General features: G+C 67.8%; 20 protein-coding genes and 1 pseudogene. 11 read left to right on the top strand and 10 right to left on the bottom strand.

Annotation, left to right across the window (positions count from 1 at the left end):
- Positions 1 to 10: 10 nt before the first annotated feature.
- Positions 11 to 1,126, bottom strand: a complete 1,116-nt coding sequence (locus CNE_RS00280) for a DUF2855 family protein (protein ID WP_013955155.1) — start codon at positions 1,124 to 1,126, stop codon at positions 11 to 13.
- A gap of 65 nt (positions 1,127 to 1,191) precedes the next feature.
- Between CNE_RS00280 and CNE_RS00285 the strand changes: the two genes are divergently transcribed.
- Positions 1,192 to 1,905 (top strand): TetR/AcrR family transcriptional regulator, encoded by a 714-nt coding sequence (locus CNE_RS00285; RefSeq protein ID WP_013955156.1) that lies wholly within the window; start codon positions 1,192 to 1,194, stop codon positions 1,903 to 1,905.
- A gap of 154 nt (positions 1,906 to 2,059) precedes the next feature.
- Complete coding sequence (locus CNE_RS00290; protein WP_013955157.1) at positions 2,060 to 2,500, top strand: CBS domain-containing protein; 441 nt, start codon at positions 2,060 to 2,062, stop codon at positions 2,498 to 2,500.
- A gap of 50 nt (positions 2,501 to 2,550) precedes the next feature.
- Here the strand turns inward: CNE_RS00290 and CNE_RS00295 are convergent, their stop codons facing one another.
- Complete coding sequence (locus tag CNE_RS00295) at positions 2,551 to 3,591, bottom strand: aromatic ring-hydroxylating oxygenase subunit alpha (RefSeq protein ID WP_013955158.1); 1,041 nt, start codon at positions 3,589 to 3,591, stop codon at positions 2,551 to 2,553.
- Between the two features lie 322 nt (positions 3,592 to 3,913).
- Here CNE_RS00295 and CNE_RS00300 point away from each other — a divergent pair.
- The 3 genes and pseudogenes from CNE_RS00300 (at position 3,914) to CNE_RS00310 (ending at position 7,061) form a co-directional block, all read left to right on the top strand.
- Positions 3,914 to 5,405: pseudogene (locus CNE_RS00300) on the top strand (MDR family MFS transporter).
- Positions 5,406 to 5,485: 80 nt separating this feature from the next.
- Positions 5,486 to 6,130 (top strand): glutathione peroxidase, encoded by a 645-nt coding sequence (locus CNE_RS00305; RefSeq protein ID WP_013955160.1) that lies wholly within the window; start codon positions 5,486 to 5,488, stop codon positions 6,128 to 6,130.
- Between the two features lie 145 nt (positions 6,131 to 6,275).
- Complete coding sequence (locus CNE_RS00310; RefSeq protein WP_013955161.1) at positions 6,276 to 7,061, top strand: oxygen-binding di-iron domain-containing protein; 786 nt, start codon at positions 6,276 to 6,278, stop codon at positions 7,059 to 7,061.
- Here the strand turns inward: CNE_RS00310 and gstA are convergent, their stop codons facing one another.
- The 6 genes from gstA to CNE_RS00340 form a co-directional block, all read right to left on the bottom strand.
- The gene (gene gstA, locus CNE_RS00315) at positions 7,062 to 7,688 is read right to left on the bottom strand and encodes a glutathione transferase GstA (protein WP_013955162.1); all 627 of its coding nucleotides are present in this window, start codon (positions 7,686 to 7,688) and stop codon (positions 7,062 to 7,064) included.
- Positions 7,689 to 7,843: 155 nt separating this feature from the next.
- Positions 7,844 to 8,581 (bottom strand): aspartate/glutamate racemase family protein, encoded by a 738-nt coding sequence (locus CNE_RS00320; RefSeq protein WP_013955163.1) that lies wholly within the window; start codon positions 8,579 to 8,581, stop codon positions 7,844 to 7,846.
- Positions 8,582 to 8,612: 31 nt separating this feature from the next.
- Positions 8,613 to 10,034, bottom strand: a complete 1,422-nt coding sequence (gene hydA / locus CNE_RS00325; protein WP_013955164.1) for a dihydropyrimidinase — start codon at positions 10,032 to 10,034, stop codon at positions 8,613 to 8,615.
- Positions 10,035 to 10,038: 4 nt separating this feature from the next.
- Positions 10,039 to 10,767 carry a maleate cis-trans isomerase family protein gene (locus tag CNE_RS00330; RefSeq protein WP_041227670.1) on the bottom strand — a complete coding sequence of 243 codons (729 nt, stop codon included), beginning with the start codon at positions 10,765 to 10,767 and terminating at the stop codon, positions 10,039 to 10,041.
- A gap of 70 nt (positions 10,768 to 10,837) precedes the next feature.
- Positions 10,838 to 12,034, bottom strand: a complete 1,197-nt coding sequence (locus CNE_RS00335; protein ID WP_013955166.1) for a serine hydrolase domain-containing protein — start codon at positions 12,032 to 12,034, stop codon at positions 10,838 to 10,840.
- 104 nt (positions 12,035 to 12,138) lie between these two features.
- Complete coding sequence (locus CNE_RS00340; RefSeq protein ID WP_013955167.1) at positions 12,139 to 13,437, bottom strand: MFS transporter; 1,299 nt, start codon at positions 13,435 to 13,437, stop codon at positions 12,139 to 12,141.
- Positions 13,438 to 13,625: 188 nt separating this feature from the next.
- On the opposite strand from CNE_RS00340, the gene CNE_RS00345 reads away from it, so the two are divergent.
- The 3 genes from CNE_RS00345 (at position 13,626) to CNE_RS00355 (ending at position 16,745) form a co-directional block, all read left to right on the top strand.
- Entirely contained in the window at positions 13,626 to 14,354 is a 729-nt protein-coding gene (locus CNE_RS00345) for a GntR family transcriptional regulator (RefSeq protein WP_193351031.1), read from the top strand.
- A 25-nt stretch (positions 14,355 to 14,379) separates the two neighbouring features.
- Positions 14,380 to 15,228, top strand: coding sequence for a fumarylacetoacetate hydrolase family protein (locus CNE_RS00350; protein ID WP_013955169.1), 849 nt, complete (start codon positions 14,380 to 14,382; stop codon positions 15,226 to 15,228).
- Positions 15,229 to 15,497: 269 nt separating this feature from the next.
- On the top strand, positions 15,498 to 16,745 hold the full coding sequence (locus CNE_RS00355; protein WP_013955170.1) for a M20 aminoacylase family protein: 1,248 nt from the start codon (positions 15,498 to 15,500) through the stop codon (positions 16,743 to 16,745).
- Between the two features lie 17 nt (positions 16,746 to 16,762).
- Here the strand turns inward: CNE_RS00355 and CNE_RS00360 are convergent, their stop codons facing one another.
- On the bottom strand, positions 16,763 to 17,635 hold the full coding sequence (locus CNE_RS00360; protein WP_013955172.1) for an AraC family transcriptional regulator: 873 nt from the start codon (positions 17,633 to 17,635) through the stop codon (positions 16,763 to 16,765).
- 127 nt (positions 17,636 to 17,762) lie between these two features.
- Between CNE_RS00360 and CNE_RS00365 the strand changes: the two genes are divergently transcribed.
- Positions 17,763 to 18,998: an MFS transporter gene (locus CNE_RS00365; RefSeq protein WP_041227674.1), complete on the top strand. Its 1,236-nt coding sequence runs from the start codon at positions 17,763 to 17,765 to the stop codon at positions 18,996 to 18,998.
- A gap of 3 nt (positions 18,999 to 19,001) precedes the next feature.
- Here the strand turns inward: CNE_RS00365 and CNE_RS00370 are convergent, their stop codons facing one another.
- Complete coding sequence (locus tag CNE_RS00370; RefSeq protein WP_013955173.1) at positions 19,002 to 19,553, bottom strand: MarR family winged helix-turn-helix transcriptional regulator; 552 nt, start codon at positions 19,551 to 19,553, stop codon at positions 19,002 to 19,004.
- Between the two features lie 106 nt (positions 19,554 to 19,659).
- Between CNE_RS00370 and CNE_RS00375 the strand changes: the two genes are divergently transcribed.
- Together CNE_RS00375 and CNE_RS00380 are read left to right on the top strand one after the other, a co-directional pair.
- Entirely contained in the window at positions 19,660 to 20,574 is a 915-nt protein-coding gene (locus CNE_RS00375) for an EamA family transporter (RefSeq protein ID WP_013955174.1), read from the top strand.
- 45 nt (positions 20,575 to 20,619) lie between these two features.
- Positions 20,620 to 20,919 carry a hypothetical protein gene (locus CNE_RS00380; RefSeq protein WP_013955175.1) on the top strand — a complete coding sequence of 100 codons (300 nt, stop codon included), beginning with the start codon at positions 20,620 to 20,622 and terminating at the stop codon, positions 20,917 to 20,919.
- The last annotated feature ends 105 nt before the right edge of the window (positions 20,920 to 21,024 follow it).

The following is a 21,024-nucleotide window of genomic DNA, read 5'->3' on the forward strand; positions in this document are numbered from 1 at the left end:
CGTTCTGCTTTTACCCCACGACCACCACATACCCCTCCTGCGGCGCCCCGCTCCCCGCCGCCAGCCGCGCGATCCGTGCCTGCGCGGCTTCGAACCCCCGTTCCTCCACCAGCGCCAGCCAGCGATTGGCCGGATCGCGCGCCTGGTCGATAAAGCGGCGCTGTGCCGCGTTAAAGCGCCGGTTAACTTCCTGCGGTCCCCAATCGGCATTGCGCTTGCGGATCTGCACCGGCGCGAAATAGAACTCGGGCCTGGGCCCGGGCAGGTGCAGGTCGCGCAGGAAGCCGGTGTTCTGCGCCGAGCCCGCAAAGCAGTCGTACACCAGGCTGTCACCGAAATGCGCATGCACGCGCGCGCGCAGCGATTCATCGCCGGAGAAGTCGACATAGAGCGTGGGCTCGTCCACCGGCACCGATGCCAGTTCGTCATAGGTGACGGTGCTGTCGTAGCAGCCCAGATCTTCGACAAAGGCGCGGTTGCGGGCGGAGGTCAGCCCGGTCAGCGTGATGCCGTCGAAGTCGCGCAGGCAGAAGGCGGTGCCGTACGCGGTCTTGCTCGACGCGCTCGACACCACCAGCCGTTGCGCACCGAAGAAATGATTGTCCTGCAGGAAGTCGGCCAGCATGAACGAAGTGATGAACAGCGGCCGGTACAGCATCTGGTAGTGCTCCAGTTCCGGCGCATAAGCGGCGTCGTTCTGCACGCGGGTGTACTGGTTGTAGGCCGAGGTCAGCTTTGCGCGGTGCTCGGCGGCATCGTAGAAGCCGCGTGCGGTCACGCGCTCGGGTTGCATGCGGATATGGCTGGCGATGGGGAAATAACCGTAGAAGCGCTCGCCGGCCGCGATGCCGTCAACGCCGGACGCCACCACATCGGCAAAGCCCCACACCGGCATATGGCCCCACTGTGGCTGGCCGGTGGGAAAGAAATCCCAGTACTGCATGGCTTCGCCGAAGGCGGCGTAGGTGATGTTGTTGGTGGTCAGGGCAAAGCGGTCCAGGCGCAGCAGCACTTCGCCGGGCGCGGCGCTGGCGGGTTCTTGCGCGGCTTCCAGCCGGCTTTCGTTTAGGGCATCCTTGCGGCTGAACAGCCGCGTGATGGCAAGGGTCGGTTCAGTTGCTGCCATGTCTTCTCCTGGTTCGCGGCCCGTCCGTCCGGCGTGCAATGTTCGCCATGACTTCCGTGAGGCCGATGCCAAGAATCTATCGCCGCGCCAACGCCGCTGGGTTCGGAAACGAAGCGCCCGCCGCCGGCGACCTGAAACGGCCCGCCACGCCGCGCAGCAAGCCGCTCAAGCGCCCTTCGCAGCAGCGCGCGCACTTCACCGTCAACGCCATCTACGACGCCTTTGTTCGGATCTGGCGCCGCGATGGCTGGGACGGCGTGACCACGCGCGCGGTGGCGCTTGAGGCCGGGTTCTCGGTCGGCGCGCTGTATGAGTACTTTCCCAGCAAGGAAGCGCTGGCGTCGGGCTATGTGCGCCACATGGTCGAGACCATGCTGGCGCGCATCGACACCGAGGTCACGCAGCGGAAGAATGCCGACTGGCGCACGCGCGTGCGGCGGCTGGTGGCCATCGCCTGCGGTGCGGACGACGAGGCCACGGGCATCGTCTTCGATGCCGATATCATCGGCCTGGAGCCGCGCATCGCCGAGCCCAAGCACCACCGGCGCGTGTTCGAAGAGTTCTGCGAGGCCTGGCGCCGGGCGCTGTGCGCTTGTCCCGACTTGCCTACGGCCCCGGATGCCGCGAAGGTGCAGGCACTGGTGCTGGCGGTCTGGGGGGCGCGCCGCTATCGGCTGCTGCTGCAGGGCGCGGCGCTGCAGCCGGCGCAATGGGTGGCCGAAATGCAGGCGCTGTGCCTGGCGGCACTGGACGAAAAAGCGACCGATGCGCAACCCTGAGCCCGCGGCTGCCATGCGGGCGTCACAACCTTGCTTACAAAGATTCGCGTAAGTCACCCTGTAACGGCGGGCGTTACTTTGCTACTCTGATTGCATTGGCACCTAAGCAGGCACCGCCAGCCGCATTGCATTGTCGACGGAAAAGGAGTTGGTGATGAAAACCGCACGCCAGGTTCTGGAGTCCAAGCCGAGTCAGGCCATTTACAGCGTCCCGCCCACGGCGACCGTCTATGCCGCGCTGCAGCTGATGGCGGAGAAAGGCATCGGCGCGCTGCTGGTGATCGAGCATGGCGCGATCCAGGGGATCGTGAGCGAGCGCGACTACGCGCGCAAGGTGATCCTGATGCAGCGCACCTCGCGCGAGACGCTGGTGCGCGACATCATGACCAACGCGGTGATCTACGTCGGCGCCAGCCAGACCACCGACGAATGCATGGCATTGATGACCCGGCACCGGCTGCGCCACCTGCCGGTGATGGAGGGCGAGGAGCTGATCGGCATGCTGTCGATCGGCGACCTGGTGAAGGACATCATCTCCGAGCAGCAGTTCATCATCGAGCAGCTGGAGCATTACATCACTGGCGGCGGGCGTTAGGCCTGTCGTGTTCGGGGGCCAGGTCGCACGGGATGCGCCCGCCCCGTCCACTAGCCCAGCGTGCCGAACTTCACCCCGTGCGCCGCCAGGTAGCGCCGGTACGCACCTGCCAGCTTGTCCGCCGGCTGCGGCACCTCGACGCCGGTGCGCAACGGCAGGCGGCGCGGCTGCTGCGATTCCACGATCTGCTTGTCCTGCAGGAAGATGGTGTCCTGGAATTCGCGCAGGCTGGCGTCGTCATCCTCCGTCACCAGTGACATCACGAACCACACGCGGCTCGATTCCTCGTCCCGCGGGCCGATAAACAGCGCGATGGCGCCGCGATGGTTGTCGCCAAGGTCGGGCACCTTGGTCAGGATCGCGGCATAGGGCGCGACCACGCGGTATTCATACTCGACCATGGCTCCGCCGGCGGCGCTGGCGTGCGCGCGCGGCTGCCAGGCGCGGCAGCCGATGGTGCGCAGCGCGTCGGGCTTGCGCGCATCGCCGATGGCTTCCACTTCATAGGGCGGCACTTCGGTGTGCGCCGGGTCGCCCAGGTAGCCGTCGTGGACATAGCCGAAGTGCGCCATGTCGAGGAAGTTCTCCACCAGCCGTGGTGCCGAGGTGGCAACGTCGTAGGGGCCGCAGACCACGTGGCGGCATTCGGCGTCGTCGTACTCGGGGAAGGGCGGCAGTTCGGGCACGGCCTCGGTGCCGTCGCCGCCAAGACGCACCCATAACAGCCCGTAGCCCTCGCGCACCGCGTGCGTGGTGGCGCAGGCGCGCGGGGCGGGCACCAGTTCCGGGTGGGCGGGATAGCGCGTGCAGCGCCCGCCGGATGCAAAGCGCCAGCCGTGATAGCCGCAATGCAGCAGGCCGTCGCGCACGGCGCCCAGCGTGAAAGCCGCGCCGCGGTGCGGGCAGCGGTCGTCCCAGGCGTGCCAGCCGTCGGCGTTGCGCCACAGCACCAGCGCGCGGCCAAAGAGCCGGGCTGGGAAGGGGCCGTCACCGCGAGCCTGTTCGATCGCCAGCACGGGGTGCCACTGGCCCAGTTCGGGCCCGGCCGCATCGGGGGCCTGACCTGTTGCTTGTCGTGGGGTCTCGGTCATGACGAAATCTTACCTTCGATAGCGGTGATGTGATCTTGCATCGACTGTGGTGCCCTGATCGTGTCGCTAAAGTGATGTTTCAGTCGCCTTGCGTCGCAAGCGCGATATTTGCTGGCCGCATATAATTATGCGTTCGCTGAATTAGGCCTCCGCGATGGCGTCACGCCCCTCTCACGCGGTTCCTGGCCGATATTCCCTGCATTTGACGTTGCTTTCACCGCACACCGCTGCGGTCTCGTGCCTGCCCATGTCTTCCCCCTCTTCTGCCGCATCCGCCCGGGACACCACGCCGGCCCTGCCCGCCCACGACCATCGCGCCGTGATGCGGGTGATCGGCGGCATCGTGCTGTGCATCCTGCTGGCCGCGCTCGACCAGACCGTGGTGATCCCGGCGGTGCCGGCGATCGCCAATGACCTGAACGGCTTCAGCCACCTGTCGTGGATCGTGACGGCGTACCTGATCGTGTCGACGGTGACCACGCCGCTGTATGGCAAGCTGTCGGACAGTTTTGGCCGGCGGCGCCTGCTGATGGTGGCGATCATGCTGTTTATCGGCGCCTCGGTGGCATGCGCGCTGGCGCAGACGCTGGGCCAGCTGATCATGTTCCGCGCGCTGCAGGGCGTGGGCGGCGGCGGGCTGATGTCGCTGGCGCAGGCGGCCATTGCCGATGTGGTGGCGCCGCGCCAGCGCGGGCGCTACCAGGGCTACCTAGCCACGGTGTGGGCGGTGGCGTCGATCGCCGGGCCGCTGGTGGGCGGCTGGGTCTCTGACCATATGTCGTGGCGCTGGCTGTTCTGGGTCAACGTGCCGCTGGGCCTGCTGGCGATGTTGATGTGCTACCGCGGGCTGGCCATGCTGCCGCCGCGTGGCGGGCGTGCGCGCGTGGACTGGGCCGGGGGCGCTGCTGCTGGCGGTGGCCATCGTCGCCTTCCTGCTGGCGATGAGCTGGGGCGGCGACGTCTACGACTGGCTCTCGCCAGAGCTGGGCGCCCTGCTCCTGGCCGCCGTGGCCGCCGTGGTCCTGCTGACCTGGCAGGAGCGCCGCGCCGCGGACCCGATGCTGCCGCCGCGCCTGTTTGCCAACCGTGCCTATGTGATGGGCGTGGCCGCCTCGGCGCTGGCCGCGCTCGATATCTTCCTGTGCATCTTTGCCCTGCCCCTGCACTTCCAGCTGGTGCGTGGCGCCGATGCATCGACCTCCGGCCTGCTGGTGATGCCGTTCCTGCTGGCCACCGTGGCGGGCAACTTTATCGTCGCGTGGTTGGCGCCCCGCGTGGGCCGCATGCGCGGCATCCTGACGGGCGGCTATATCGCTGCCGCGCTGGGGCTGATCGTGCTGGCGCTGGTGACCCCCGCGATGCCGTTGGCCGTGGTGCTGGCGGCGATGACGCTGGCCGGCGTGGGCCTGGGCATGACCATGGTGTCGACGCTGATCAGTGTGCAGAACGTGCTCGAGCGCCGCGATACCGGCGCCGGCACCGGCGCGCTGCTGGTGCTGCGCTCCCTAGGCAGTGCGATCGGTGGGGCGCTGGCTGGTACGTTGCTGACGCTGGAATTCCGCCATGCGCTGGCGGCATCGGGGGTCACGCAGGCGCTGGACCTGGGCGCGCTGCGCCACGGCAGCGAGGCCTTTGCGCAACTGTCGCCGTCCGTGCGCGCGGTGCTGGCGGGCGGCGTGGAGTCGGGCTTCCACCTGATCTTTGCCGCGGGCGCGGCGGCGGCGGTGCTGGCACTGCTGATCGTGCGCCGCATGCCGGACCTGGAGCTGCGCGGCAGCGTCACCGAACACGCCGCCACGCTGGCGATGGATTGAGCCGGCCTGCCGGAAAGCCGCTACCGGCGTAGACTATGGCGTACCCGATACAGCGAGCCGCCTTCCGGAGCCCCATCGCCATGACTCGTCGTTTCCCCTCGTCCGCCACACTCCGACAACTGCGCCCGGCCGCCCTCGCCGGCGCGCTGGCGCTGGCCGCAGCCGGCGCCGCGCTATTGCCGCACCCTGCCCGCGCCGCCGACAAGCCGGCCGCCGCGCCTGCACCGCAGGCAACAGGCGCCTGCCCGGCGTCGCTCAACTTCAAGTTCCCGCGCCTGCAGGATGAAGCCCCGCAAAACCTCTGCCAGTACGCGGGCAAGGTCGTGCTGGTGGTCAACACCGCCAGCTACTGCGGCTTCACGCCCCAGTACGAAGGGCTGGAGGCGCTCTACAGCAAGTACCGTGACCGCGGCCTGGTCGTGCTGGGCTTCCCGTCGAACGATTTCTCGCAGGAGCCCGGCTCGGAGAAGCAGATCGCGGACTTCTGCTACAACACCTACGGCGTCAAGTTCCCGATGCTGGGCAAGTCGCACGTGCGCGGCAGCGAGGCCAACCCGATGTACGCGCTGCTGGCGAAGGAAACCGGCACCGCGCCCAAGTGGAACTTCTACAAATACCTGATCGGCCGCAACGGCCAGGTGGTGGGCAGCTACAACAGCAAGACCACGCCTGACGACAAGAAGTTCGTCGCCAAGATCGAAGAACTGCTGGCCAGCCCGCGCTGACGCGCGCGACGCCCGGCCGGGGTGTACACGCCTGACGACAGTCCGGCCGCTGGGGGGCGCGTGTTCCCTCCCCCATTGATTTGCATCAAGTTTGCAATGGGATTCGCTGAGTAACGTCGCCGCTTGCGACGAGCGGAGCGAGGCAATGGGAATCACGTTGTACGACGCGGACGGGCACACCTGCCTGATGTTCACCGACCTGGTCGAGGAAGCGCATGGCGAAGCGGTGCAGACCAACCAGTTCCTGGTCGTCGACCACGGGCATGGCGCGCTGATCGATCCCGGCGGGCAGATGACCTACAGCGAGCTGTATCTCACCATCAGCCGCTACTTTCCGCCCAAGCAACTCGACTACGTGCTGGCTTCGCATGCCGATCCGGACATCGTCGCATCGGTCGGACGCTGGCTGACGGGCTCTGACTGCCGCATCTTGATTTCCAGCGTGTGGGCGCGCTTCCTTCCGCATTTCTGCCAGGCCGGTAAGACGGCCGGGCGCATCGTGACGATTCCCGATGCGGGCATGCATATCCCGCTCGGGCACAGCTCCCTGGTCGCGGTGCCAGCGCACTTCCTGCATTCCGAAGGCAATTTCCAGTTCTACGATCCGATCAGCAAGATCCTGTTCTCGGGCGATCTCGGCGCGGCCATGACAGGCGCCAAAGCGGCCGGCACCACGGTGACGGATTTCGATGCGCATACTCGCCTGATGCTGCCGTTCCACCAGCGCTACATGAGCGGCAGCCGCGCGTGCCGGCTGTGGGCAGCCATGGCGCGGTCGATGGATATCGAATGGATCGTGCCGCAGCACGGGCCGTCGTTTCGCGGCAAGCACATGGTGGCGCGCTTTATTGACTGGATCGACGCGCTGGCGTGCGGGCTGGACCTGCTGACGCAGGACCACTATCGCGTGCCCGCACCCGCCATGCGCTGATCAGTCGCGCACGAGCCCTTCGGCGCGCATGGCTTCCTGCACCGCCGGCCGCGCGGCGATGCGCGACAGGTAGTCCTGTAGCGTGGGGTATGCCGTCAGCGGCATCATCAGCATGCGGGCCCAGCCGAGGATGGTGAAGCAGTAGGCGTCGGCCACGGTAAAGGTGTCGCCGGTCAGGTACTGGCGGCCCTGCAGGTGCTTGTCGAGCTCAGCAAAGCGCAGTTGCAGCTTGGCCTTGCAGGCCTCTACCGTACTCTGCGCGGTTTCCTTGTGCCACAGCCACGGGCTGAAGACCTTGTGCAGTTCCGTTGAGACCAGCGTGATCCAGCCGGTGGCTTCCAGCCGCTCGCGCGTGCCGGCGGCGGGCAGCAGCGCGCGTTCGGGCACCAGGTCGGCGATGTATTGCAGCAGCGATGCCGCCTCGGTATGGCGCGAGCCGTCGTCGAGCTGCAGCAGCGGCACGTAGCCGCGCGGGTTGATGGTGTAGTAGTCGTCGGTGCCGTTTTCAGGCACGGCCAGCTTGTGGTGGAGCAGGTCGACTTTGGCCAGCGTGACCGGCAGGCCGGCTTCGCGCAGGGCGATATGGACGGCCATCGAGCAGACGCCCGGAGTGTAGTAGAGCTTCATTGCGATCCTGTAGTGGTTGCCTGGCCGCCACGCCATGCGGCGGCCGTGCAGGCAGTCTAGGATCGCCCCCCTTATGCAGCAATGCGCGTCCTTGCGGACGCGCATTGCAGATTTGCACAGGGCTCAGTTTGCGCTCAGTTTGCGCTCGAATGCGCTCAGTCGAGCAGCTTTGCCAGCGCCGGCGGCAGGCCGGCATTGGGCTTGCGCGGCGGCCGCGCGAAGCTGCCCTGCGTGGCGCTGCCGGCGCGCAGGGCCACCAGCGATTCGCAATGCCGCACCGCGCTCGACACGCCATCCACCACCGGCACCGGGATGCGCCCTTGCAGCGAGCGTGCCAGTCCCGCCAGCGGCGCGCCGGCGACGATGATCACGTCGGCGCCGTCCTGCTCGATGGCTTGCAGGGCCAGTTGTTCCAGCCGCGCGGCATGGTCTTCCTGTACGCTGCCGATATCGCGCAGGGGCTCCTGCAGCGAACGCACGCTGGCCAGCCGCGACGACAGGCCGTTGGCCGCTACGCATTCGCGGTACCACGCCTGGATGCGGTGCGAGATCGCGATGATGGAGAAGCGCTGCCCCAGCAGGCAGGCGCTGGCCAGCGCGGCTTCGGTCATGCCGACGACAGGGACGTCGAACAGCTCTTTCAGGCCGGCCAGGCCGGGGTCGCCGAACGCGGCGACCACCAGGCCGTCGAACTGGCCGGCGTGTTCCGCGGCGGCGCAGGCGGTGGCATAGCCGCCGACCAGCGCCTCGAAGCGGGTTTCGATATAGGCCACGCCGAAGGCCGCGGTGGCCATCTGCAGCGTGGTGGTGGCGGCGGCGGTGCGCCGCGCTTCCGCCTCGATCAGCGCCGTGACGGATTCGCTGATATTGGGATTGACGATCAGGAGTTTCATGGTCGGAGTAGGTTGGCTGCAGGCTTGGCGATCAGCCCAGCATCGGCGCGCCCGCCGGCAGGAACTGCCCGCGGCCGGCCTGGGGTTCCTGGTACTGGCCATCGCGCACCAGCATCTCGCCGCGCGAGAAGCAATGCACCGGCCAGCCGGTCACTTCGATACCTTCGTACGGCGTGTAGTCCACCGCGTGGTGCAGCGCGCTGTTGCGGATCTGCACGCGCTTGTTCGGGTCCCACAGCACGATGTCCGCATCCGCGCCGATGGCGATGGTGCCCTTGCGCGGATACAGGCCATACAGCCGTGCCGGCCGCCACGAGGTCAGCTCGACAAACTGGTGCAGCGACAGCTTGCCGCGCGCCACGCCGTCGAACAGCAGCGGCAGGCGCGTCTCGATGCCCGGCACGCCGTTGGGGATATGCTCGAACGAAGGCCGTTCGCCGCCCGGCTGCTTGCCTTGCGGGTCGTCATAGCGGAACGGTGCATGGTCTGACGAGAACACGCTGAACACGCCATTGGTCAGCGCGCGCCAGACCGCGGCCTGGTTCTCCGGGTCGCGCGGCGGCGGGCTGCACACGCACTTGGCGCCTTCGTAGCCGTCGTCGCCGGGCAGGGCCATGTCGTCTGCGGTCAGGTACAGGTACTGCGGGCAGGTCTCGGCCAGGATCTGCAGCCCCCTGCCCTGTGCCCAGCGGATCTGCTCGATCGCTTCCTTGCCCGAGACATGCACGATCAGGATCGGCACGTCGACCAGTTCGGCAAAGGTGATGGCGCGGTGCGTGGCCTCGCGCTCCACCGCGGCGGGCCGTGCCAGGCCGTGGAAGCGCGGTGCGATGCGCCCTTCCCCGACCAGCTTGTCGGTCAGCCACGAGATGCAGTCGGCGTTCTCGGCATGCACCATCACCAGCGCGCCGTTCTGTTTGGCGACGTCCAGCACCGACAGCATTTCGCGGTCGGACAGCTTCAGGTCGTCATAGGTCATGTAGACCTTGAACGAGCTGTAGCCCTTGCGGATCAGCGTCGGCAGTTCATCGGCCAGCACCGCCGGCGTGGGGTCGGCCACGATCAGGTGGAAGGCGTAGTCGATCACCGCGCGGCCTTCGGCGCGGCGATGGTAGTCCGCCACGGCAGCCTTGAGCGATGCACCCTTTTCCTGCGCGGCAAACGGGATCACGGTGGTGGTGCCGCCGCACACCGCGGCACGCGTGCCGGTGAAGAAGTCGTCGGCCATGCGCAGGCCGTCGGGCATGGGCTGGTCGAGGTGGCAATGGCCATCGACGCCGCCGGGCAGCGCCAGCAGGCCATCGGCATCGATCTCGCGCGCGGCTTGTGGCAGTGCGTGGCCGAGCGCGACGATCTGCCCGTTGCGCACGCCGATATCGCAGCGGAAGCGGTCAGAGGCAGTGACCACGTCCGCGCGCCGGATCACCAGGTCGAGGCTGTCGTGAGCGGACATCGGCTTACTCCACTTCGCGGAACAGGCGGCCCCAGCCGCGCAGCTCGCGCGTGTCCACTCCGCACAGGCGCAGCGACTTCCACACCACGGTGGAGATGGTGTCGTACAGCGGAATGCCGGTTTCGGCTTCAAGTTCTTCGGCCAGGTGCGCGGCGCGCAGGTTGGTGCAGAAGGTGGTGATGGCCTGCGGCTGGTGCTGGGCCAGGCCGCGCACCATCTCGCGGATGGTGTCTTCCTCGACCTCGGCGAAGCTGTAGTTCACATGCAGGTCCAGGTGGCTCTCGGCCACGCAGTTGAAGCCGCTGCGCTCGTAGTTGGCGATGATGCGCTGCTGCACATCGTCCAGGTACGGCGTGGCCAGGCCGAAGTTGCGCGCGCCGGTCTTTTCCAGGATCTCGTTGAGCGCCAGCACCGAGGTGGTGGCCGGGATGCCGGTGGCTTCGGTGATCTGCTTGCACAGCGCTTCATCCTTGTCGAAGCCGAGCCAGCCGGAAGACGTGCCGTTCCAGGCGATGACATCGACGCGCGCATCGGCCAGCAGGCTGGCGGCGGCCAGGATCTTGTCCAGGTTGAACTGGCCCAGGGCCTGGTCGCGCAGCGAGATCTCGGTCACGGTGAAGCGCGAGAAATGCGCGCTGACGTTGGGCAGGCCGCTGACCATGGCGCTGGTGATCGGTTCGAGCGCCGTGTTGGAAGACGGGGTCAGCATGCCGAGGCGGATTTGCTTGGTCATTTCAGTCATTCTCAGGAGTGAGCGGGCGCCGTCCGCCTGGATATGCCGGGGGCGGCGCCGCTTCGGTTGTTTATTGTTCGGGTTTGTCGTTGAAGGCGAGGGCGGTGCCGGGTACGCCCTGGCTGCTGCGCGCCAGTTCCAGTTCCTTGCGCAGTGCAGCCTGGCGCGCGGCGTCGGGCTTGACCGACTTGCCGGCCTGCAGCGCGGGCAGCACGTAGTCATTGACCATGCGCCGGTACAGGTCGAGGTACGCCGCATCGCGCAGGCCGCCTTGCGTGGACATGATGCTGTTCATCACGATCACCGCGTTCTGCTTCGGCAGCACCGTGATGAACTGGCCCTTGTAGCCCATCGCGCTGAATTCGCGCTCACTCTGCACGATGTTGTTGACCCAGCAGTAGAAGCCATAGTCCTTCGCCGGACCCGCAGGCGTGGTCATGCGTGCGACCCACGAGGCCGGCACGATCTGCTGCCCGTTCCAGCGACCTTCGTTCAGCATCAGCATGCCGAGCTTGGCCATGTCGATGGAGCGCAGCCGCAGGCCCCAGCCGCCCGATACCGCGCCCTTGCCGTCGGCGCCGTCCCAGCGGTAGTGGCTCATGCCGAGCGGGCCGAACAGGCGCGCCTTGGCGTACTGGTCTTCGGGCTGCCCGGCGGCCTGCGTGACGGTGGCGCCGACCAGCACGGGATTGACGTCGATATAGTCGAACTCGGCGCCGGCCTTGGTGCGCACCGCGGCGGTCGCCGCCACGCGCAGGCGGTCCGGCACGCCGTAGTAGAGCGTGTCGGTGCCTTCCACCAGCTTGTACGACAGGCCGCTGGACATCGACATCAGGTGGCGCAGCTGGATCGCCTGCTTGTCTGCCAGTGCCGGGGCGAGGTCGGGGCGCGCTGCCGCCAGGCGCTGCGCGGGTGTGTCTTCGGCGCTCAGCTTGCCGTCGCCGACCAGCGTGCCGACCAGCAGGGCGCTGATGAACTTGGTGACGGAATACAGCTCGTGGTTGTAGTCGCGCGACAGGCCGTCGCCATAGCGCTCGAACACCAGCTTGCCGTCCTTGATGACGAGCAGGCTGCGTACGTCGAGCTTGTCGCGGCGGATCCATTCGGACAGTGCGACGAGTTTTGCCGAATCGACGCCGACGGCTTCGGGTTGTGCGGTCGGCAGTCCATCACCGGCAGGTGCCGATGGCGCTGCCGGCGCGGCGTGCGCCTGCGCTGCGCCCAGCACGAGCAGGGCGGCTGCCAGCATACGTGGGAAGCGGTTCATGACATGTCTCCTCCACCGCTGCGCCGGTAGCGGCCGGCGCAGCGTGTGTGGTTTGCCTTGCATGAGGCAATGTTTGAGTGTGGGTCCTTGGGTACCGCAGCGGATCAGACCGGGATCTTGGTCTCGTAGTCGATCGCGGTGGAAGCGAACAACAGACCCACGCCGGCTGCCGCGAAGAACATCAGCGCCAGGAAGTAGGAGCCCGTGGCCTGCACGATCAGGCCAACGATGATCGGCACGCTGATGCCGGCGATATTGCCGCCCAGGTTCATCAGGCCGCCCAGGAAGCCAATCTTGTTGCGGGTGGCCAGCATCGACGGCACGGACCAGAACAGGCCGCACCAGCGCAGGAAGAAGAGGGTGGAGGAGAGCAGCGCCACCACGGCCACTGCGTCGGTGACATAGGCCACCGAAAAGATCGACACGGTGGCGACCACGGCCGCAATGCCGAACAGCGTGCGCATCACCACGTTGGGGCGGCCGCCGGCTTCCTTCCACTTGTCGGCGATCCAGCCGCCGACGAGTTCGCCGACGAAGCCGCTCATGAAGATGATGAAGCTTGCGCCGCCCATCGTCTTGAGGTCAAAGCCGCGGGCCTTGCTCAGGTAGGTCGGCATCCAGGTGAGCAGGCCGTAGAAGACGGCGTTGAAGCACATCCAGCTGATGGCCATGCACCACACCGAGCGGTACTTGAAGAAGTCGAGCGAACGGCCGGACAGGTTGGCCGGCTCGGCGCTGTGCTCGCGTGCTTGTGCTTCCTCGATGTGGCGCGCTTCGAGTTCATTGACGCCGCTGTGTTCGCGCGGCGAATTGCGGATGTACCACCACGCCACGAAGCCGGCGAGCACGGTGCCGACGCCGGCCACCACGAACGACATGCGCCACGAGCCGAGCTCGCTGATCAGCCCGGCAATGATGAGGGAGCCGAGCGCTGCGCCCAGCGGCGCGCCGCCGTCAAGCAGCGTGGCGCCGCGACCGCGTTCGTTCTGCGTCATCCAGATGGCGTTGAGCTTGCCGCCGGCCGGGTAGATCGGCGCTTCGGAGGCGCCCAGCCCGAGCCGGGTGATCAGCAGCGAGGTGGCGTTGGTGCAGACCGCCGCGATCGCCTGGAAGAAGCCCCAGAACACGGTGGCGCAGGCAATCACGATGCGCGGCTTGTACTTGTCGGCCAGCATGCCGCCCGGGATCTGCATGAAGGCGTAAGTCCAGAAGAAGGAGCTGAGGATCAGCCCCTGCATGGCGGGACTGAGGTCGAACTCCTTGGCGATCAGTGGCATGGCCACCGACAGCGAGGCGCGGTCAATGTAATTGATCGCGACGAGGAACAGCATCATCAAAAAAATCTTCCAGCGCACCGAGGTCTTGGCCTCTGTGATCACTGTCGCCCGGCTTGTCGTCTCCATGACGGCGTCTCCTGTTTTAGTCCTTGGGTGAGGCAGTTCTGTTGGCGTTTTGCGCAACAGGTCGGAGTATAGGATACGTAATCTGTAATTACAACGCGTGTAAGTCATTGATTTTGCGATATTGCGCATGCACAATTTTGGTATGTGGTAGCCTTGTCGTGGTGCATTTCCCCATTCTGGTGACGTCTGTGACACAAACGCTTTCCCAAACCACGCGCCTGCGCACGCTCGGCATGTCGGCCGAAATCGCCGCCCGGCTGCGCACCATGATCGAAGAGGGCGAACTGCCGCCCGGCGCGAGGATCGATGAACGGGCCTTCTGCGAGACCTTCGATGTCTCCAAGACGCCTCTGCGCGAGGCGCTGAAGGTGCTGGTGTCCGAGGGGCTGGTGCTGCACCGGCAGTACATCGGCTACCGCGTGGCGCCGCTGGACCTGGAGGAGTTGCGCGCCACCTTCGAGACCCTGCACGGGCTGGAGGCGCTGGCGGGCGAACTGGCCGCGCAGCGCCTGGGCGTGGCGGCCATGGCCAAGCTGGAGCGGCGCCATCTGGCCATGATCGATGCGCATGCCGCCGGCCGGCGCACCGACTATTTCCGCATCAACCAGGAAATCCACCAGCTGATCATCGACGGCGCCGCCAATCCGGTGCTGGCCGGCGTCTATGCCGCGCTGATGAGCAAGGTGCACCGTGCGCGCGGTGCGGCCAATGCCGATACCATCCGCTGGCAGGAGTCGCATGAGGAACACGAGGCCATTATGGCCGCGCTGCGCGAACCCGGCCGGCCGCGCCTGGCGCAGGTGTTGCGCGCCCACTCCGAGAACACCGCCAAGGAAGTCCTGAGCGTGGTGGCGCAGACCCTGGCCGAAGCCGGCGCAACCGGCGCATCTGGCGCCGCGCTCAAGAAATCCGCCTGAACAACCCCTGAAGACAACGACGACGATGAAACTGGTTCGAGTAGGCAACCCCGGCGCCGAGCGCCCGGGCATGATCGATGCGCAAGGCCGCGTGCGCGACCTGTCCGGCGTGGTGGCCGATATCGGCGCGGCGCAGCTGGCGCCGGCGGCGCTGGCGCAGTTGGCGCAGGTGGACCCCGCGTCGCTCCCGGTGATCGAGGGCGCACGCTATGGCGTGCCCTGGAGCGGAGTCGGCAAGATCGTGGCGATCGGCCTGAACTATGCCGACCACGCCGCCGAGGCCGGCATGCCGCTGCCGGCCGAGCCGATCGTGTTCCTGAAGGCCAACAGCTCGCTGAATGGTCCCGACGACGCGGTGATGCTGCCGTTCGGCTCGGAGAAGACCGACTGGGAAGTAGAGCTGGGCGTGGTCATCGGCAGCACCGCGCGCAATGTCTCGCGCGAAGCGGCGCTGAACCACGTGGCCGGCTACTGCGTGGTCAATGACGTGTCGGAGCGCGAGTTCCAGATCGAGCGCGGCGGCACCTGGGACAAGGGCAAGGGCTGCGACACCTTCTGCCCGGCCGGCCCGTGGCTGGTGACGCGCGACGAAGTGCCGGACCCGCAGGCGCTGGGCCTGTGGCTGGAGGTCAACGGCGAGCGCGTGCAGAAGGGCAGCACCGCCACCATGGTCTTCGACGTGGCCACCGTGGTCAGCTATGTCAGCCGCTTCATGACGCTGCTGCCGGGCGACCTGATCGCGACCGGCACGCCGCCGGGCGTGGGCATGGGCTTCAAGCCGCCGCGCTTCCTGAAGGCCGGCGACACCATGCGCCTGGGCGTGGACGGGCTGGGCGAGCAGACGCAGCAGGTGGTGCCCTACGGCGAGCGCTGAGGGCAGGGCCGTGGCAGCGCGTCACCCTTCGGGGTGACGCATGCCGGCAGCGCTGCTGCGGGCAAATACACCATCCGCAATGGTTCCCCAGCGATACGCTTTCACACAAAGCGTTGGGTTTCCATACAAAGCGTACGATTAGGGCAACAGTTCCGGTGCCGAAACAGGCCCGATTACATGGTTTTACAGGTAAACGCACACTTAGCGTTTCGCTGGCGTTTTCTGCGTGAAATACTGGTTATACAGGTTTCGCCAGAGAGCAAAACACCATGTCTGAGCACGCCCCCGAAATCGAGTCCTACCTCGGCACCACCCTCACGGCGTCCCCCGCGTCGCCACTCAAGCACCGGTACTGCGCGCTGGCCGACACCCTGGACAGCCGCGCTGAACTCGAGGTCATCCGGCGCAATATCCACCAGCATCCCGAACTGGCCTTCGACGAGGTCCGCACCTCAGGCCTGGTCGCCAGCCTGCTGGAGGCGTGGGGCTATACGGTCACGCGCGGCGTGGGCGGCACCGGGGTGGTGGGCACCCTGCGCTGCGGCGACAGCGGGCACAGCGTGGGCATCCGCGCCGACATGGACGCCTTGCCGATCCACGAGCGCACCGCACTGCCATACGCCAGCGTCAATGCCGGCCGCATGCACGCATGTGGCCACGACGGCCATACCGCGATCCTGCTCGGCGCGGCAAAGCAACTGGCGCGCACGCGCAACTTTGATGGCACCGTGCACCTGATTTTCCAGCCGGCCGAGGAAATCGGCGCGGGCGGCGGCGCCGAGCGCATGCTGGCCGACGGGCTGTTCGAGCGCTTTCCCTGCGATGCGATCTTCGGGCTGCACAACCATCCGGGGGTGGAGCAGGGCAGTTTCCTGTTCCGCTCGGGCCCCTTCATGGCGGCGTGCGACACGGTCACCATCACCATCCGCGGCAAGGGCGGCCACGCCGCGCGCCCGCACCAGTCGGTCGATCCGATCCTGGTGGCAGGCAGCCTGGTGATGGCACTGCAGTCGGTGGTGGCGCGCTATGTCGACCCGAACGAGACCGCAGTGGTGACGATCGGCACGCTGCACGCCGGCCACGCGCCTAATGTGATCCCGGACAATGCGCGCATGGAGATCAGCGTGCGCTCGTTCAACCCCGAGGTGCGCGCATCGGTGGAGAACCGCATCCGCCAGCTGGCCACCTCGCACGCGGAGGGCTACGGCGCGGTGGCCGAAGTCGACTACGTGCGCGGCTACCCGGTGCTGGTCAACAGCGAGCGCGAGACCGAGTTCGCGCGCCAGGTGGCCGAGGAGCTGGTCGGCGCCGACAAGGTGGTGGACCAGGCCGCGCGCATCGCCGGCAGCGAGGACTTTGCCTACTTCCTGCAGCAGCGCCCGGGCTGCTTCGTGCGGCTGGGCAACGGCGCCAACCAGCCGCTGCTGCACAACGCCGGCTACGACTTCAACGACGATAACCTGACCGTCGGCGCGGCCTACTGGACGCGGCTGGTGGAGCGCTACCTGAAGCGCTGACCGGCCCGGCGCCCCGCTCAGCGGAAGAACGCACTTGGCGGCACGCCGAACTGCCGCCTGAACATGGTCGCAAACGCGCTCGGGCTGTCGTAGCCCAGGTCCAGCGCCACATCCACCACCTTGCTGCCGGCAGCCAGCTTCTCCAGCGCCGCCAGCAGGCGCGCCTGCTGGCGCCATTGCCCGAAGGTCATCCCGGTTTCACGCGCAAAGCGGCGCTGGATGGTCTTGGGGTCCACCTCCAGCCGTGAACCCCAGTCCGCCAGCGTCAGCGCCGTATCGGGCGCGCCGGTGATGGCATCGCAGATCTGCCGCAGGCTGCCATCGGCCGGGCGCGGCAGGTGCAGCGGCAGCGACGGCACCAGCATCACTTCATCGAGCAACAGCCGCATCAGCCGCGCGTCGCGCGTGTCGGGGGCGTAGGGCAGGGGGATGTCGATCGCCGCCAGGATCAGCTCGCGCAGCAGCGCTGAGATGCCCAGGACGGTGCAGCGCTGCGGCAGGTCGGGCGCGGCATCGGGGCGGATATAGGCGGTGCGCATCTGCACCCGGCCGACCATGCGGATCCAGTGCGTGGTGCCGCCCGGCATCCACATGCCGCGCGTGGGCGGCACGATCCACTGGCCTTCGGCGGTGGCCACCACCATCACGCCGTGCACTGCATGGATCAGCTGCGCGTGCGGATGCTGGTGCGGGTTGGTCACGTGGCCGGGCAGGTAGTCGGCGGCCATGGCGGTGACGGGCAGGGGGCTGCGGTCGAAGCGGACGTAGGGCGGGGGCTCGGCGTAGGTGTCGGCCAGCGCCAGCGTCTCGGGCGTGGGGGCGGGGGGCGCATGCTGGTCGCGGCGGCGGGCCGCGCCGGAAGCAGAAAGGGGGCGAGGGGCGCGCGGCATGTCCTTTTCTCCAAGGTTACGGACCTATTCTCGCAGGACAGGCGCCGGGGCGCCAGCTAGCATCGGTGCTAAATTCCATCCAGGCCGGCGCCCCCGCTGGCCGCTTTCCGTCTGTCGAGAGCCGCCAATGAGCACAACCATCGACTCCGCGCCTGCTGGCGCGACACCATCCGCGACATCCCCCCAGGCCGAACGCACCGGTTTCCGCGTGCTGTCGGCGATCAGCTTCGCCCACTTCCTCAACGACATGATCCAGTCGTTGATCCTGGCGATCTATCCGATGCTCAAGGGGGGCTTCAACCTGAGCTTCACCCAGATCGGCCTGCTGACCATGACCTACCAGGTCACGGCGTCGCTGCTGCAGCCGGTGGTGGGCCTGTACACCGACAAGCATCCCAAGCCGCATTCGCTGGCCATCGCCATGGCGTTCACGCTGGCGGGCCTGCTGCTGCTGTCGGTGGCGCCGACCTACGGCGTGCTGCTGGTGGCCGCCGCGCTGGTCGGCACGGGGTCGTCGATCTTCCACCCTGAGTCGTCGCGCGTGGCGCGCATGGCCTCTGGCGGCCAGCACGGGCTGGCGCAGTCGATCTTCCAGGTCGGCGGCAACGGCGGCAGCGCCATGGGGCCGCTGCTGGCCGCGCTGATCGTGCACCAGCAGGCCAGCCTGGCTTGGTTCTCGCTGGCGGCGCTGGTGGGCATGGTGGTGCTGTGGCGCATCGGCGGCTGGTATGCGCGCCAGCTGGCGCAGGGCGCGCGCAAGCGCAAGGCCGCGGGCGCGGTGGCCAGCCCGGTGCCCACGCGCGTGGTGGTGCGAGCCATGGTGGTGCTGATGGTGCTGGTGTTCTCCAAGTACTTCTACATGGCCAGCCTGACCTCTTACTACACCTTCTACCTGATGGAGCGCTTCGGGCTGGCGCGCCAGGACGCGCAGCTGCACCTGTTCATGTTCCTGGCCGCGGTGGCGGCGGGCACCATCCTGGGCGGCCCGATCGGCGACCGCATCGGCCGCAAGCGCGTGATCTGGGCGTCGATCCTGGGCGTGGCGCCGTTCACCCTGATGCTGCCGCACGTGGGCCTGTTCTGGACCACGGTGCTGACCTTCATCATCGGCTTTATCCTGGCCTCGGCGTTCTCGGCGATCCTGGTGTTCGCGCAGGAGCTGATTCCCGGCAAGGTGGGCATGGTGTCGGGCCTGTTCTTCGGCTTTGCCTTCGGCATGGGTGGCATCGGCGCCGCGGTGCTGGGGGGCATGGCCGATACGCACGGCATCCGCGCGGTGTACGAGTACTGCGCCTACCTGCCGCTGCTGGGCCTGCTGACGGTCTTCCTGCCCGACCTGCGCGAGCGTCCGCAGCGGGCCTGACGCTCAGGCCGGTTCGTTGCCTTCGCCGCCACCGCCCAGTGGCGGCTCGAACATGCGCAGCCAGCGGCGCAGCAGCGCGGCCAGCTGCGCGCGCTCGGCCGCGGTCAGGTCCGCCAGCAGGCGGTGCTCATTGGCCACGTGCAGTTCCAGCGCGCGGTCGACGCGTTCGCGTCCGGCCTCGGTCAGTTCCACCAGCAGCCCGCGCCGGTCTTCCGGATTGGGCTGGCGCCGCACCAGCCCGGCCCGCTCCAGGTGGTCGAGCCGGTTGGTCATGGTGCCCGAAGTGATCATCAACGAACCGATCAGCGCGCCCGGCGACAGCGCATACGGCGGCCCCGCGCGCCGCAGCGTCGCCAGCACATCGAATTCCCACGGCTGCAGGCCGGTTTCTCCAAGCGCGGCTTCAATGGCGCGGCTGGTATGGCGGTTGAGCCGTCCCAGCCGGCCGATCACGCCCATCGGCGAGGCATCCAGGTCCGGGCGCTCGCGCGCCCATTGGGCGAGAATGCCGTCGACGTGGTCAGGCGTGTCTTCGGGTTTGCGGCGGGTAGTCATCGAGGAGCAGGCGTGCGGATACGCGGGTGGCAGGAACACCGAAGTATCTTGACATCAAACAATCGGCTTCGTAAAGTTGATTTATCTTGATATCAAGAAACTTGAAATGAAGACGACTGCATCCTCCATCCGGACCGCTCCCGGTGGCGTGACCGTCAGGGACATCCTGCTGACCGGGCTGGCCCCGGGCATCTGGGGCAGCACCTACCTGGTCACCAGCCAGTGGCTGCCGCCGGGGCAGCCGTTGCTCTCAGGCGTGATCCGGGCCCTGCCGGCCGGGCTGGCGATGCTCGCCTTCGGTCGGCAACTGCCGCGCGGCAGCTGGTGGTGGCGCGCGGCGGTGCTGGGCGTGCTCAATATCGGCTTCTTCCAGGCCATGCTGTTTATCGCCGCGTACCGGCTGCCGGGCGGCGTGGCGGCCACGGTCGGCGCGATCCAGCCGCTGATCGTGGTGGTGCTGGCGTGGGCCTGGCTCGGTGCGCGCCCGCGGTCGGCCGCCTGGATGGCCGGCGTGGGCGGGCTGCTGGGCGTGGCGCTGCTGGTGCTGGGCCCGGCCGCGCGGCTCGACGCCATCGGCGTGGCGGCGGCAGCGGCCGGGGCGGTATCGATGGCGGTGGGCACGGTGCTGACGCGGCACTGGCGCCCGCCGGTCTCGCCGCTGGTGCTGACGGCATGGCAGCTGTGCGCGGGCGGGCTGTTCCTGCTGCCGTTCGCACTGGTACTGGAACCGCTGCCCGGGCATTTCACGCTGGCCAACTGGCTTGGCTATGCGTGGCTGAGCATTGTCGGGGCCGGCTTCAGCTATGCGCTGTGGTTCCGCGGGGTCGGACGCATGCCGTCGTCCGCGGTGGCGGCGCTGGGGCTGCTGAGCCCGGTCAGTGCCACCGTGCTCGGCTTCCTGGTGCTGGGCCAGGCCTTGACGGCGATGCAGGCCGCCGGCGCGCTGCTGGTGCTGGGCAGCGTGTGGCTGGGCCAGCGCGCGGCGACGCCCGTCGCGGTGGCGCGCACGCAGCCGGCCTGATCCGATTGCGTCAGCGGCTGCTGCCGGGCGGCGTTTTGCGGCATCATGGCGGGCATGAAGTCTGCCGTGCCCCCGTCCCCGCCATCCATTCAAGCCGCGTCAGCACCGTCTGCCACGCCTGCCTGCGAGCGCTGCCTGGCGCTCGCCGCCGACCCGCGCCGGCGCGAGCCGCCGTCCTGCCTGGCGCTGCGTGGCACGGTGCCGCTGGTGAGCCAGAGCGCCGCCGGCGTGCCGTTCAGCATGCTTTCCTTTACCTGCCGCGACTGCGGCACGGTATGGCGGCTGTATGACCGGGCCAATGAACTCTTTGTCTCGTGGGTGCCGGAACGCCCGCTGGTGCGCTGAGCGCGCAGGTTTCGATCGGCTAAGATAGCGACTGCTCCGCGCCAGGCCGTCAATCCGCTGCCGCGCCCGGCGCCTTCCTGTCGAAATCTCTCCCGCATTTCCATC

It is taken from the genome of Cupriavidus necator N-1, assembly GCF_000219215.1.
Taxonomy (GTDB): domain Bacteria; phylum Pseudomonadota; class Gammaproteobacteria; order Burkholderiales; family Burkholderiaceae; genus Cupriavidus; species Cupriavidus necator.